This window comes from Candidatus Liberibacter solanacearum CLso-ZC1 (assembly GCF_000183665.1).
Taxonomy (GTDB): domain Bacteria; phylum Pseudomonadota; class Alphaproteobacteria; order Rhizobiales; family Rhizobiaceae; genus Liberibacter; species Liberibacter solanacearum.
This window is the reverse complement of sequence record NC_014774.1, coordinates 235630-247763: the sequence shown is the minus strand read 5'-3', so window position 1 is coordinate 247763 and position 12134 is coordinate 235630. Positions and strand designations below refer to the sequence as shown.

The following is a 12134-nucleotide window of genomic DNA, read 5'->3' as shown; positions in this document are numbered from 1 at the left end:
GGTTTTGTAAAATAATTTTCCATTGTTATTGGAAAAGAAGTAAGATCATGGATATTATATCTTACAATTGATTCTTTTTTACTTGTCCAAAAGTAAGAGAATTAAAATTAACGTTTTTTATATGTTTCTTTGAAAAGGGGTGTTTATGTCAATAACTTTAGAGCGTAAAGGACAGCTTATAAAGGAATACGCTATTTCACCGGGGGATACTGGTTCTCCAGAAGTGCAGGTTGTCATTTGTACTGAACGAATAGCAAATCTTACAATTCACTTTAAAAATGCTAAAAAAGATGTGAATTCTAAAATGGGTCTTAATGGATTAATTTCCTTAAGAAACTCTCTTTTAAAGCATCTTAAAATGAAAGATGTGAAAAGATACAAAAAGTTAATTGAGAGTTTAAAGCTTCGTCGATAATTTTTTTGTTTTTCTTATATGTTGTATTAAAGTAAGCTTTTGTATTAGTATTCAGGTAAGTTTAGTCTTTTCTATTCTTTTAAATGGCTTCAAATTTCGATGAGGATAGTTGGAATTTTATTTGTACAGCTCATTTTTCTTTGCGTACTTCTTTGAGCGCATGCTTTTAGTTGGTCTTTATAATTAGGGATATATAATATGTTCGATGTGCATACAGTTGAAGTTGATTGGGCTGGGCGTCCACTTAAATTGGAAACTGGTAGGATTGCCCAACAATCTGACGGTGCTGTGTTGGCAACTTATGGAGAAACAGTTGTTTTGGCTACTGTTGTTTTCGATAGAAATCTTAAAAAAGACCAGGATTTCTTTCCTTTGACTGTTAATTATCAAGAACGGACATATGCTGTTGGTAAGATTCCAGGAGGTTATTTAAGGCGCGAATCTCGTCCTACTGAAAATGAAGTTTTGATTTCTCGTATGATTGATCGTTCTATTCGGCCGTTGTTTCCAAAACATTATAAAAATGAGACTCAAGTAATCATTAATGTTATGCAGCATGATTTGGAAAATGATCCTCATGTTGTTAGTATGGTAGCTGTTTCGGCTGCGTTAATGTTGTCGGGGCTGCCGTTTGAAGGTCCTATCGCAGGTGCACAAGTAGATTATGTTGATGATAAGTATGTTTTAAATCCACCGTTAGATGGAGAAAAAGGATCTCTGGATCTTTTTGTTTCAGGAACTCGAGATGCTGTACTTATGGTTGAATTAGAGGCTAATCAGTTGTCGGAAGATGTTGTTCTTGATGCTATCATGTTTGGTCATGCTGAATGTAAACCTGTTATTGAAGCTATTTCAAAGCTTGTAAAGATGTGTGCAAAAGAACCGATATTTTTCGATTCGAAAGATTTGTCAAAATTAGAAGAGGAAATGTTTCATATGTTTGGGGCGGATCTTCGGAATTCTAGTTTTATTCCTGAAAAATCTGTGCGTTGTGAAGCTATTAATGACATTAAAGAAAAAGTTTTTTCTCATTTCTGTACTGAAGATTCTTCTTGGACTGAAGAGGAAGTTAGTTCTGTCTTTGAAGATATGCATGCCAAAGTTGTTCGAGCAAGTATCGTTGAAAATAAAATTCGTATGGATGGGCGTGATGTTGAGACGGTGCGTGATATTAGTGCGCAAGTTGGTCTTTTACAACGCACACATGGTTCATCGTTTTTTTCACGGGGTAGTACTCAAGCGATAGTTGTTGTTACTCTTGGAACAAAAGAAGATGAACAGTATGTTGATTCTTTAGCGGGAACGCAAAGAAATGATTTTATGATGCACTATAATTTTTTCCCTTTCTCTGTTGGGGAAGTTGGTCGCATAGGTGCTCCTAGTCGGCGTGAGATTGGTCATGGTAGATTGGCACGACGTGCTATTCATCCTATTTTGCCGCAAGCTGCGCAATTTCCTTATACGTTGCGTATAGTTTCTGAAATAACAGGGTCTAACGGTTCTTCTTCAATGGCGACGGTGTGTGGTGCTTCGTTAGCGTTGATGGATGCTGGAGTTCCTATATCTAAACCAGTCGCTGGAATAGCTATGGGGCTTGTCAAAGAGGATGATCAATTTGTTGTTTTGTCTGATATCTCAGGCGAGGAAGATCATTTTGGGCATATGGATTTTAAAGTTTCAGGGACGGATTCAGGCATTACTGCTATGCAAATGGATATGAAAATAAGAGGTATTTCCAAGGATATTATTATGGTTGCTTTGCAACAAGGGAAAAGAGGTCGTCTTCATATTCTTAATGAAATGTCTAAAGTTATATCAGAAAGTCGTTTGCAACTTGGTGAATTTACTCCACGGGTCGAGATTATGGTTATTCCTCCTGATCAGATACGAAACGTTATTGGAGTAGGGGGTAAAGTAATCCGTAATATAGTTGAAAAGACAGGGGCAAAAGTTAATATAGATGATGATGGTACTATAAAAATAGCATCGTCTTCTCCTGCAGAAATAGAAGCTGCTTGTGAAATGATACGCTTAATTACTGATGTGCCAGAGGTTAATAAGATTTATAAAGGACATGTGGTTAAGGTTATGGACTTTGGTGCTTTTGTTAATTTTTGTGGTGCTCGTGATGGGCTTGTACATATATCTCATCTTTCCACCGAAAGGGTCGCTAAGACGAGTGATATAGTAAAAGAAGGTGATGTCGTATGGGTGAAATTGTTGGATTTTGATGATCGGGGAAAGATTAAATTATCTATGAAAGTTGTGGATCAGAATACAGGTAAACCTATTTCTTGATTATTAAATTTTCTTTAAAGTTATTTGTATGGAATACTTAAGGAATAATTTTTAATATAAATTAGTAAAGTTTTATTTTTTCTTTTTATTGAAAAAGAAAAATTGGTTTAATTTATGATTTTGATATATGTAGTTTGATATTTTTTATATAAACATGAGCGCATTATTTAGTGTATGTAATATATTTTGTATTTGCTATAATTCGTATCAAAATCTTTTTCATGTGTTTTATATTTCTTTTTATTGTATTGCCAACTACGAATGATGTTTATATGATGAATAAAAATATTTTTTATAAACAAAGGTGTAAAAGTAATAAGTAATTTTTTTTTAATGATAAAGAAACATTTTTAAAAGTATTTTTTGTTAAATTATAGAATAATAATAATTGTAATTATACGTTTGTTTTTTATGATAGAGAGTATTTTTGGATATTTTTACTATGAAGTATTTTGTATTATAGAGCTTTTTTTGAAATTAAAAAAGATATGTATGGCTTCGCAATTGTAATTGCGTGAGAAATTTTTTTGTCGTTTGGTTTGGTTTTATATCTAGGTGCATGTGTCTTCCTTTGTTTGGTATGCCTACGCCTTGTCCTATGTAAAGAAGAGATTCGCCATAAAAAAATAGAGGAGGTAATATATGGATGATGACGCTACTTTTGATGGTTCTGAGAAGATTCTAGAAATGACTGTTAATATAGTTGCTGCGTATGTAGGTAATCATGTTGTTCCGATGGGTGATATCGGATCTCTTGTTGCAGATGTACATACTGTACTTAGGAACTTAATTTCTCATAATCCTGGCCAGGATAATTTGCCGACAGAAAGGCTTAAGCCTGCAGTACCAATACGCAAATCTATAGAAAATGGACTTTTATATTGTCTTGAAGATGGTATGAAGTTTAAATCTTTGAAACGTCATCTTATGACGCATCATAATATGACCCCTGAGGAATATCGTATTAAATGGAATTTGGCTAGTGATTATCCTATGGTTTCTCGGGAATATGCCAATACTCGTTCTAAACTTGCTAAAAATATGGGCCTTGGACGTGGACGTAAGAAACGATAGTTTTGCCTTTCGGAAGTGTAAAATATGGTTTTGGGATCAGGTTGTACTTATCTTGAAAATATGATTTTTTTAGCTGTATTTTTCTAAAAGTAATAGTATTTATGGCTAGCACTATATTCGTGTGATAGTGAAAAATATTTTCGAAATTATGGATTCTATTTTTTTATAATTTATAAAAATAGAAAAATATTTTTTGATTAACAAATATATAATATAAGTAAAAAATACTATTTTTTACATTTCTCCTTTTTTCTTATCATCTATAAGATTGTTCGGAATTTAGTATCCAATTTTAGAGGCTATAAGGCGAGAATTTTTAATTCCCAATCGTACTCTGTCTGCTCCTTTAGTATATATCTCTGCTTGAGATACAGTTTTCCAACCATATCCGGCCATGAGCTCGTGAGTTGTAGCTCTCGCTTCAGCTTGAAAAGTGTAGCGGAAAGTTTTCTGACGCCATGAGCAGATTTCTTAATTCCTGCCTTTTTATCTTTTTCTTTCAACCAAAGGCTGAATTGAAAAGCATTCATCTTTTCTTTCTCTCTCTTGAGGATGAAGGTTTCTCTACCTGTTGGTGTTATTTCAAGAATTTTCATGAAGCTATCGGGTAGTTCAATTGTGACTGTTGTCTCTACTTTTTGAGTTTGGATAGAACAGATATTGCCTTTAAGGTGTTGGTATCCAGCTCTGCATGCATTCGAACATCTTAATCCAGAAAAAATTAGAAATTCAAAAGCAAGGCGGGATTGTGATCCAAACCTTTTGAATTGGAAGGATTCTTCTTTTGTCCATGCCTTAAAACCATCGCTTTTGTATCTTGGATTTTCTATCCCGCTGCATGGATTGATTTCAAGGTATTCTTGTTTGCATGCCCATTTGAAAAAGCCCTCATGGAAGCAAGGAACTGGACAGCACTCGCTGGTGTATCTTTACGGTCTACAAAATGTGCTTTGAAGTTAGTTTTTTATAATAAAAATCCCCTGATTTTTTAATAATTTGATCAAAATAAAGGTCCAATCGCTTCCTGGAATTGAGTGTTAAACTCGCCCAATGAGCGCTTTTACGATATTGAGATATAAACCATCTAAGGGTCTGAGGCTCTTTTTTCTGTGGTTTAATGTATCCTTGCTCTATCGGTATTCCTGATAGAGCGGATAAGTAAGCGGGCATGAAGTTAGGTTCTAGGATAAGGTAGACAGATGCGAGCAGCTCCGTTTTTCCTGAAATAGAAAACCAACTTTCCATGCCGAGTATATTGTTTGACTACATATGGTAGAAGTTTTTTCTTATACATTACGCTTCGGGAGTCCTAAAGGATTACTATTATCTTCTTCTGCGGGTGGATTTTTCCTTTTACTTAAAGGCTCAAACCGATAGATAGTTCCATCCCGTTCAATCTCAATTCTAATATTGTTTTCTTTGGCTATACGGGCGGTATCACGGATACTGATACGTCCTTTGTTAGGATTAATAGGTTTTTCTTGGACCATTTTCTCACTCCTCAAATTCAATCCATGCATTAGGACTTTCTACTGGTTAGCCATGTTCTTGTTTGTCGACACTTGCATTCTATTGGTGAAACTAGTATTATTCCATGCTTTTGGGACGCATATCAGACCTCTAGAAATATATTTAATAGTCTTTGAAATATTAAATTTATTCTTTAGTAGTGAGAACCTTCTATTTTTTGGATGGAAGAAATACTTTTTAAGCTAGCCTTGTTTTCAAAAAAAATTAGAGAATTGATGATTTGTATAGACTCTGCCTTTTGACTCTTTTGATCTTATTCTATTAAGAGATGACATCACGTTTACGTTTTCTTTCATCTTCCCAACACTAGGTCGCGGTGATGATTGGCAAAATTGATACTTCTGTGTGGTTTTTCTTCTTTGCCATTTCTTAGGTTTTTAATATTCTCGCTAAAAGATCTGCTTTTTTTCTCTAAAAATTCATACTTGATAAGGGATGTCCTAAAATCCATCACAACACAGTCTTGTTTGATAAACTGGCTTATTTATTAACATTATTTTTATGTGATTGAGGTTTGTGGCTTTATTCGATTGATAGGGATGAGCTTATGAACCAATTGTGAAGAAAATCCTCATATATGCAAGTTAAATCTTCAAGGTCTTTGAGAAGTACGTTTTCATTCACTGCGTGAATTGTTTTTCCTACAAGTCCAAACTCTATAACTGGGCAGTGATCTTTGATAAAGCGGGCATCAGACGTTCCTCCAGTTGTAGATAATTGGGGTGTTCCCCCAGTTACACGATGGATACTTTCGCTTAACAAAGAGGTTAGTGTCTTGTTATCTGTTAAAAAAACAGGGCTTACAGGTGATGAAAAGTGTAGGTTATAAGATAATTTTGGCATATTTTGTAAGCTTTTTGTTAGTCGAGATTCTATTTCTTTTTTTAAGGTTTGTTCGTTCCATAGATTGTTAAAGCGTATGTTAAAAGAGATTTTTACTTTTGCTGGGATAATGTTTTTTGCAGGATTTCCTACGTCTACTGTCGTTATTTCTAGATTTGTTGAAGGAAAATCAGTATTACCGGTGTCAAATTCTATGGTTGTTAATTGATGCAGTAATGGGATAAGTCCTTTTATTGGATTGTTTGCTAGGTGTGGATAAGCTACATGTCCTTGTGTTCCATGGATTATGATTTCACCGGAGAGACTGCCTCTGCGTCCTATTTTTATTGTATCTCCGAGGATATGGCTACAGGTTGGCTCTCCTACTATGCATGCATCCCATTGTTCTCCGTTTTTTTTTGCCCATGAAAGCATCTTTTTTGTTCCATTTATTGCAGGGCCTTCTTCGTCTCCGGTAATTAGAAGGGAAATAGATCCGAAATTTGTATGTTTTGGAATAAATCTAGAAACGGCGGCTATAAAACAAGCAATGCTTCCCTTCATATCAACAGCTCCGCGTCCATATATTCTTCCTTCTGCAACGGTAGCTGAAAATGGTGGATACATCCATTCATCAAGATTCCCAGGAGGAACGACATCAACGTGTCCAGCAAACATTAAATGGGGTTTTTTTACACCAAAACGAGCATAAATATTCTTAACGTCGGGTGTATTTTCTTCTTGAAAAATTTGTTGTTTGATGGAAAAGCCAAGAGGTTTTAAAGTATCAGCAAGCATGGACATTGCTCCTCCATCTTGCGGGGTGATTGAAGGGCAGTTTATTAATTTTATGAGATTTATTAGATAATCATGAGTCATTTATTAGGCATCCTTTAAAATTATGAATAATCACGTAATAATGTATTGATACTTGTTTTGGATCTCGTCTTTTCATCTACTTTTTTAATAATAACCGCACAATAAAGATTTGGTGCTACAGTGTTATTTTTTAAATCCTTTCCAGGATAGCTACCAGGAACGACAACAGAATATGGGGGTACTTCGCCATAAGTAATTGTTCCGGTACTGCGATCTATGATTTTAGTAGATTTTCCAATGAACACACCCATCCCGAGCACAGAACCTTCTCGGATTATACACCCTTCCACTATTTCAGAGCGCGCTCCAATAAAACAATTGTCTTCTATGATTGTTGGTCCTGTTTGTATTGGCTCAAGTACGCCACCAATGCCTACTCCTCCAGAAATATGGACATTTTTCCCGATTTGAGCGCACGATCCAATGGTTGACCAAGTATCAACCATTGTTCCTTCATCAATATAAGCGCCAATGTTAACAAAAGATGGCATTAAAACGGTTCTGGGGGCTATGTATGCAGAGTGACGAATTATTGCTCCAGGAATGGTGCGGAGATTATGTTTTTCAAAATCTTTTTTTGTCCACTTTGCAAATTTTGCAGGTATTTTATCCCACCATATCGAGTGTCCATTCCCGCCTGAAATAATTTGCGTGGGATTAATTTGAAATGATAATAAGATAGCTTTTTTTATCCATTTATGTGTGATCCAGCGACCATCGCTATCACATGATGCAACGCGTATCGAACCATTATCTAAAAGATTTAAAGTAGATTGAACGGCGTCTTTTACTTCTTTTGAAAATGAGCTATTTTTAGAATCAAATCTGTTAAAGTGGGAATCAATGATTTTTTCTAGGGTGGTAACAGTGATTGCATTCATGGAATGTATTCCTTGAGTCAAGAAGTAGCCTAATACTTTAAATAAGAAAGATTCAAAGCCTTAGAGTAGAGAATTTTTATGGCGCACCTATACTATTTTTTCAAGGATGATTTTTCTTCAGATACGTGCAGTTCTTTTCGAATTTTTTGTGCATTAAAATCTAAATTTTCCAAAGTTTCTGTTTTTTGTGTGGGATGGATATTGGTGTGAAGGGTATTGTCCCCGCTTTTGCAAGGGATGACATGAAAATGCAAATGAGGTATTGTTTGTCCCGCGGAAGTACCATTAAATTGCATGATTTGAATTCCATCTGCTTGAAAAGCGTTCTTGCAAGCTTTAGCAATTTTTTTGACAACAAGTATTATCTGGGAAAGCACTTCTGGAGGAACCTCAAAAATATCTCTTGCACGACATTTTGGGATAACCAAAACATGTCCTGGGCTATGCGGCATAATATCCATTAGAGCAATCAACGCATCGTCCTCGTAAACACGACATGCATTTATTTCTCCGCGTATGATTTTTATAAATATGTTTTGATCGTCATATTGAGGAGAAGATTTTTCTACCATGAGTATGTTCTCCCTATTGTTTAGTCAGTGATTTTAGTTAGATTGATCATAATATTTTAGCAAAATTTGTGAATTGTAATGGGATTGAACTTAATTCAAAAAACAAATACTGTGCATTATAACAGTTTATTTGGTTCCTGCAAATAGGTGATAAGATTCTTTTATGGTTTTGAATATCTATTCATAGATATGTTTTCAAGGAAAAGAAAATAATTTTTAAGTAATTTAGCACAATGTCTAGGGGATTAGCTTGATTTTATGTTGAGTCGAGTGTATCTCCATAAGGTATTTAAATATTTCGCACGCAAAGATACGGAGTTGTCAGCTTTACTTGGTTGATGACTTTTCCGGTGGCATAGTGCTTTAGCATTGTGATTCACGTTTTGCGGAGGACAAACCGGATTATAAAAGGATTTTTTTAAGTTATGGCTATTCCAAATTTTACTATGCAGCAGCTTTTAGAGAGCGGGGTTCAATTTGGTCATCGGAAGTTTTTATGGAATCCGAAGATGAAACCTTATATTTTTTGTGAACGTAGTAATACTCATATTATAGATCTTTCTCAGACAGTTCCTATGCTCCATAAGGCGTTGCAGGTTGTTTCTGATACTGTTGCACGAGGAGGTCGTATTCTTTTTGTGGCAACGAAACCACAAGCATCTAATGTTGTAATGGAAGCTGCCAAGCGTTCGGCTCAGTATTGTGTGAATTCTAAATGGCTAGGTGGCATGATGACCAATTGGAAGACTGTCTCTCAATCTATTCAGAAGTTACGAGATCTTGATGAGCTTCTTAGTAAAGAAAACCAAGACTTCACAAAAAAAGAACGGTTAAATATTGAGCGTAGACGCGACAAGCTTAAAAGAGCTTTGGATGGTATTCGTGATATGGGCGGATTGCCTGATTTAATGTTTATTATAGATACTAATCGAGAAAAGCTTGCCATTGAAGAAGCACGTCGTTTGCGTATACCTATAGTAGCTGTAGTTGATAGCAATTGTAATCCCGATTTGATAGACTATATCATACCGGGAAATGATGATTCTGCTCGATCCATTGCATTGTTTTGTGATCTTGTTGCATCTGCTGCTATTGATGGTATTGCGCGACAACATAGTTATATGGGTGGGGATACGAAACCCTTAGATAATGATGTAAAGAGTTTAGAGGAAGATTCGAAAAATTTGGAAGGTGAAGTTGCTCCTTCTGCAAATTTGGAAGGTGAAGTTGCTCCTTCTGCAGATTCAACTTCTAATGATAAAGAGCAGGGCGTTGTTTCTGAATCAGTGGATTGATGTTTATAGTTATATATAGGGAAGGTTTTTTTAATGGGTACAATATCTGCTGTTGCAGTAAAAAATTTGCGTGAGAAAACCGGCGCCGGTATTATGGACTGTAAGAACGCTCTTGCTGAAGCTAAGGGTGACAGTGAATTGGCAATTGATATTTTGCGTACTAAAGGGTCTCTTGCTGCGAATAAAAAATTAGGCAGGACTACTTTAGAAGGGTTGATAGGAATTACTCATGATGGTTACGAGAAAGCTGCTATTGTAGAGGTTAATGTCGAAACTGATAGTTTAGCGAATAATGCTGATTTTCAAGGTCTTGTTTCTAATATCGTCAAGGTCGCTGTTTCTACAGATGGAACTTTGAAAAATATTCTTGCAGCGCCATTTGATAGTACTGGAATTATCGTAGAAGATCAGATTAAACATTACATAGCGATTACTGGAGAATGTATCAAGTTAAATCGCTCGGGCCTCCTTTCAGTTTCGGAAGGAGTGGTGTCTTCTTATATCCATTCCTCTCCCTCTAAAGGATTGGGGACAATCGGTGTACTTGTAGCTCTGCAATCTTCTGCTAAAGACAAAAAAAAGCTTTCCGCTATTGGAGAGCAGATTGCGTTGCATATAGCGCTTGCTTCTCCATCAGTGATTTCCGTTCAAATGCTTGATTCTTCTATTGTTGCAAATAAACGCGCTTATTATATGACGGAAACTTTTAATTCTGGGAAATCGGGGAATGTTGTTGAAAAGGTAGTAGATGGAAAGATGCAAAAGTTTTTTAAAGAATGCGTTCTTTTGCATCAAGACTTTGTTGTTGAGCCTTCTAAGACTATATCTGATTTTTTGAAAGAATCTGAAAAATTAGTTGATGCTCCAATTGAAATTATTGGTATGTTGCATTTTGTTGTGGGAGGTGAAATAGAAGAAGATTCTAGGAGTTGATATTATCCTTAGGTTTTGATTAAGGAATGTTTTGTGGAAGATATGATTTTCCGTTGTATTTTTGTCATTTAAAGATTTTGATTAGAGAGAAATAATTGTCTGATTTACCCTATAAACGTATCCTTTTAAAAGTTTCAGGCGAAGCTCTTGCTGGTGATTCAGGGTTTGGAATTGATATGGATTCTGTTGATCGGATATGTGCGGATATAGCTGAAGTGCATGCAAGAGGTGTTGAGATCGGAGTCGTTGTAGGTGGGGGAAATATATTCAGGGGCAGTAAAATTATTGCGGAAAATTATCAGCCAAGTGAACGCTCTACCGCCGATTCTATAGGTATGCTGTCCACGGTTATTAATGCTTTGGTATTAGATGTCGCTTTGCGTAAAATAAACGTGCCTACTGCAATTTTATCCTCTATATTTATGCCTCAGGTTTGCGAAGTATTTTCGTGTCGCAATGCTGTTTCGTATCTTTCTCAGGGCCGTGTTGTTATATTTTCCGGGGGAACTGGCAACGCTTTTTTGACGACTGATTCGGCGGCAGCATTACGAGCAAGTGAGATAGGGGCTGACGTAATTTTAAAAGGAACGCAAGTGGATGGCGTATATTCTGCCGATCCCAAGAAAGATTCATCTTCTACACGATATGATAGTTTGACGTACAGTCAGATTCTCGAAAAAGGATTAAGGGTGATGGATTTTGCTTCTATCGTTTTGGCACGTGATGGCGCTATTCCTATCATTGTTTTTTCTATACATTGTCCAGGAGGAATGCTGGAGGTATTGTCGGGATTGGGGCGTAGAACTATTATATCTGGAGAATAATTTCTCATAGAATTAAGTGGTTTGTATGAAAGGTAGGAATGATTTATGAATCAAGCTATTGATTTAAAAAGCATCAAAGATCGTATGAATGATGCTATCTCTTTTTTAAAAAAGGATATGATGACTTTGCGTACGGGAAGGGTTTCTACCTCTATGCTTGATCTAGTAAAGGTTGATTCTTATGGCTCACGTGTCCCGTTAAACCAGGTAGCCAACGTTACTGTATTAGATCCTCGTACGCTTGCAGTTTCTGTTTGGGACAGCTCAATGGTTTCATCTGTAGAGCGTGGTATTCATGATTCTAATCTTGGCTTTAATCCTATTGTTGAAGGTCAGGTATTACGAATACCTGTCCCTGAAACCACTGAAGAGAGACGTCTTGCGCTTGTTAAAGTTGCTCATAATTATGCTGAAAAAAGCAAAATTTCAGTTCGCAACATTCGTCGTGATGGTATGGATTATTTAAAAAAATCTAAGAAATCCGGCAAAATAAGTGAGGACATTGCTGAAAGTTTAGAAAATGATGTTCAAAAGATGACAGACGCGACGATAAAAGATATTGATTCTTTTTTTGAGGAAAAAAAGAAGGAGATTATGCGTTTTTGATATTT

The 12134-nt window shown here is 35.9% G+C and carries 13 protein-coding genes; 8 read left to right on the top strand and 5 right to left on the bottom strand.

Going from position 1 to position 12134, the window contains the following annotated elements; translation table 11 throughout:
- The first annotated feature begins 145 nt into the window (after positions 1 to 145).
- From rpsO to CKC_RS01210, 3 genes are all read left to right on the top strand, one after another.
- Entirely contained in the window at positions 146 to 415 is a 270-nt protein-coding gene (rpsO, locus tag CKC_RS01220) for a 30S ribosomal protein S15 (RefSeq protein WP_013461664.1), read from the top strand.
- A gap of 198 nt (positions 416 to 613) precedes the next feature.
- Positions 614 to 2713, top strand: a complete 2100-nt coding sequence (gene pnp / locus CKC_RS01215) for a polyribonucleotide nucleotidyltransferase (RefSeq protein ID WP_013461663.1) — start codon at positions 614 to 616, stop codon at positions 2711 to 2713.
- Positions 2714 to 3355: 642 nt separating this feature from the next.
- Positions 3356 to 3787 carry a MucR family transcriptional regulator gene (locus tag CKC_RS01210; RefSeq protein ID WP_013461662.1) on the top strand — a complete coding sequence of 144 codons (432 nt, stop codon included), beginning with the start codon at positions 3356 to 3358 and terminating at the stop codon, positions 3785 to 3787.
- Between the two features lie 299 nt (positions 3788 to 4086).
- Here the strand turns inward: CKC_RS01210 and CKC_RS06250 are convergent, their stop codons facing one another.
- A complete protein-coding gene (locus CKC_RS06250; protein WP_338028865.1) occupies positions 4087 to 4509 on the bottom strand; it encodes a site-specific integrase in 423 nt (140 codons plus the stop codon).
- Here CKC_RS06250 and CKC_RS06245 point away from each other — a divergent pair.
- Complete coding sequence (locus CKC_RS06245; RefSeq protein WP_013461659.1) at positions 4448 to 4741, top strand: hypothetical protein; 294 nt, start codon at positions 4448 to 4450, stop codon at positions 4739 to 4741. The genes CKC_RS06250 and CKC_RS06245 overlap by 62 nt on opposite strands.
- A 332-nt stretch (positions 4742 to 5073) precedes the next feature.
- Here the strand turns inward: CKC_RS06245 and CKC_RS01200 are convergent, their stop codons facing one another.
- From CKC_RS01200 to CKC_RS01185, 4 genes are all read right to left on the bottom strand, one after another.
- A complete protein-coding gene (locus CKC_RS01200) occupies positions 5074 to 5277 on the bottom strand; it encodes a hypothetical protein (protein ID WP_013461657.1) in 204 nt (67 codons plus the stop codon).
- 562 nt (positions 5278 to 5839) lie between these two features.
- Entirely contained in the window at positions 5840 to 7018 is a 1179-nt protein-coding gene (dapE, locus tag CKC_RS01195; protein WP_044054056.1) for a succinyl-diaminopimelate desuccinylase, read from the bottom strand.
- A gap of 20 nt (positions 7019 to 7038) precedes the next feature.
- Entirely contained in the window at positions 7039 to 7899 is an 861-nt protein-coding gene (dapD, locus tag CKC_RS01190) for a 2,3,4,5-tetrahydropyridine-2,6-dicarboxylate N-succinyltransferase (protein ID WP_013461655.1), read from the bottom strand.
- Positions 7900 to 7991: 92 nt separating this feature from the next.
- Positions 7992 to 8471 (bottom strand): HIT family protein, encoded by a 480-nt coding sequence (locus CKC_RS01185; protein WP_013461654.1) that lies wholly within the window; start codon positions 8469 to 8471, stop codon positions 7992 to 7994.
- A gap of 425 nt (positions 8472 to 8896) precedes the next feature.
- Here CKC_RS01185 and rpsB point away from each other — a divergent pair, with 425 nt between their 5' ends.
- From rpsB to frr, 4 genes are all read left to right on the top strand, one after another.
- A complete protein-coding gene (gene rpsB / locus CKC_RS01180) occupies positions 8897 to 9766 on the top strand; it encodes a 30S ribosomal protein S2 (RefSeq protein WP_013461653.1) in 870 nt (289 codons plus the stop codon).
- A 33-nt stretch (positions 9767 to 9799) separates the two neighbouring features.
- Positions 9800 to 10699, top strand: a complete 900-nt coding sequence (gene tsf / locus CKC_RS01175; protein WP_013461652.1) for a translation elongation factor Ts — start codon at positions 9800 to 9802, stop codon at positions 10697 to 10699.
- Positions 10700 to 10794: 95 nt separating this feature from the next.
- Positions 10795 to 11523, top strand: coding sequence for a UMP kinase (gene pyrH / locus CKC_RS01170; RefSeq protein WP_013461651.1), 729 nt, complete (start codon positions 10795 to 10797; stop codon positions 11521 to 11523).
- 45 nt (positions 11524 to 11568) lie between these two features.
- Positions 11569 to 12129, top strand: coding sequence for a ribosome recycling factor (gene frr / locus CKC_RS01165; protein WP_013461650.1), 561 nt, complete (start codon positions 11569 to 11571; stop codon positions 12127 to 12129).
- Positions 12130 to 12134: the final 5 nt, after the last annotated feature.

Bases quoted from the DNA above. Each gene is read 5' to 3' on its own strand.
- rpsO (WP_013461664.1), top strand. From the start codon at position 146: ATGTCAATAACTTTAGAGCGTAAAGGACAGCTTATAAAGGAATACGCT.
- pnp (WP_013461663.1), top strand. From the start codon at position 614: ATGTTCGATGTGCATACAGTTGAAGTTGATTGGGCTGGGCGTCCACTT.
- CKC_RS01210 (WP_013461662.1), top strand. From the start codon at position 3,356: ATGGATGATGACGCTACTTTTGATGGTTCTGAGAAGATTCTAGAAATG.
- CKC_RS01200 (WP_013461657.1), bottom strand. From the start codon at position 5,277: ATGGTCCAAGAAAAACCTATTAATCCTAACAAAGGACGTATCAGTATC.
- dapE (WP_044054056.1), bottom strand. From the start codon at position 7,018: ATGACTCATGATTATCTAATAAATCTCATAAAATTAATAAACTGCCCT.
- dapD (WP_013461655.1), bottom strand. From the start codon at position 7,899: ATGAATGCAATCACTGTTACCACCCTAGAAAAAATCATTGATTCCCAC.
- CKC_RS01185 (WP_013461654.1), bottom strand. From the start codon at position 8,471: ATGGTAGAAAAATCTTCTCCTCAATATGACGATCAAAACATATTTATA.
- rpsB (WP_013461653.1), top strand. From the start codon at position 8,897: ATGGCTATTCCAAATTTTACTATGCAGCAGCTTTTAGAGAGCGGGGTT.
- tsf (WP_013461652.1), top strand. From the start codon at position 9,800: ATGGGTACAATATCTGCTGTTGCAGTAAAAAATTTGCGTGAGAAAACC.
- frr (WP_013461650.1), top strand. From the start codon at position 11,569: ATGAATCAAGCTATTGATTTAAAAAGCATCAAAGATCGTATGAATGAT.